At 70.4% G+C, this 1,122-nt stretch carries 1 protein-coding gene; it reads left to right on the forward strand.

Going from position 1 to position 1,122, the window contains the following annotated elements; translation table 11 throughout:
- Positions 1–1,122: acyltransferase domain-containing protein (locus tag ACH4F2_RS36280; protein WP_398136838.1), on the forward strand; the 1,122-nt coding region annotated here is incomplete at both ends.

Genomic DNA, 1,122 nt, shown 5'->3' on the forward strand with positions numbered 1-1,122 from the left:
TGGACACGTCGACGTTGGATGCGGAGTACTGGTACACGAATCTGCGGCAGACGGTGCGTTTCGAGGAGGCGACGAGGGCGCTGGCGGAGCAGGGCTATCGCTTCTTCGTGGAGGCTTCCGCGCATCCGGTGCTGACCGTCGGCGTGGAGCAGACGCTTGAGGATGCCGGTGTGGACGCGGCTGTGCTCGGCACGCTGCGGCGTGACGAGGGCGGGCTGGAGCGGTTCGTCATGTCGCTGGCGGAGGGCTGGGTGCGGGGCCTGGCCGTCGACTGGTCCCCGCTGCTGGCCGGCGGACGCCGCGTCGACCTGCCCACCTACGCCTTCCAGGGTGAACGGTACTGGCTGGACAAGGGTGCCGTCCCCGAGGCATCCGACGGTGCGGTGGCCGATCCGCTGGATACGGAGTTCTGGGCGGCGGTGGAGCGGCAGGATGCGGTGTCGCTGGCCGAGGCGCTCGGTCTTGAGGGCGAAGTGCTGGGTGCGGTGTTGCCGGCGTTGTCGTCGTGGCGGCGTGGGCGGGTGGCGCGGTCGCGGGTGGATGAGTGGCGGTATGCGGTGTCGTGGAAGCCGGTGGTGTTGGAGTCGGCTGGTGGTTTGTCGGGGCGTTGGGTGGTGGTGTCGGCTGATGTGGATGGTGGTGTGCTGGCGGGTGTGCTGGAGGGTGCGGGCGCTGAGGTGGTGCGTCTGGGTGGTGGTGACGGGCTGGCAGCGGGTCTGTCGGGTCTGGGGCCGGTTGCTGGTGTGGTGTCGTTGGCGGGGTTGGGGGAGGCTGGGCTTGCGGGCACGGTGGGTGTGGTGCAGGCGTTGGGTGACGCCGGGATCGACGCGCCGTTGTGGTTGGTGACGCGGGGTGCGGTGTCGGTGGGGCGTTCGGACCGGCTGGTGAGTGTGGAGCAGGCGCAGGTGTGGGGTCTGGGGCGGGTGGTGGGTCTGGAGCATCCGGATCGTTGGGGTGGTCTGCTGGATCTGCCCGAGGTGCTGGACGAGCGGGCTGTGGGCCGGGTCCTGAGTGTGCTGGGGGGTGCGGGGGGTGATGAGGATCAGCTTGCGGTGCGTGGGTCGGGTGTGTTCGTGCGGCGGTTGGTGCGGGCGCCGTTGGGGGCTGCGCCGGTGGTGCGGT

Source organism: Streptomyces sp. NPDC017890 (assembly GCF_044328675.1).
GTDB lineage: Bacteria > Actinomycetota > Actinomycetes > Streptomycetales > Streptomycetaceae > Streptomyces.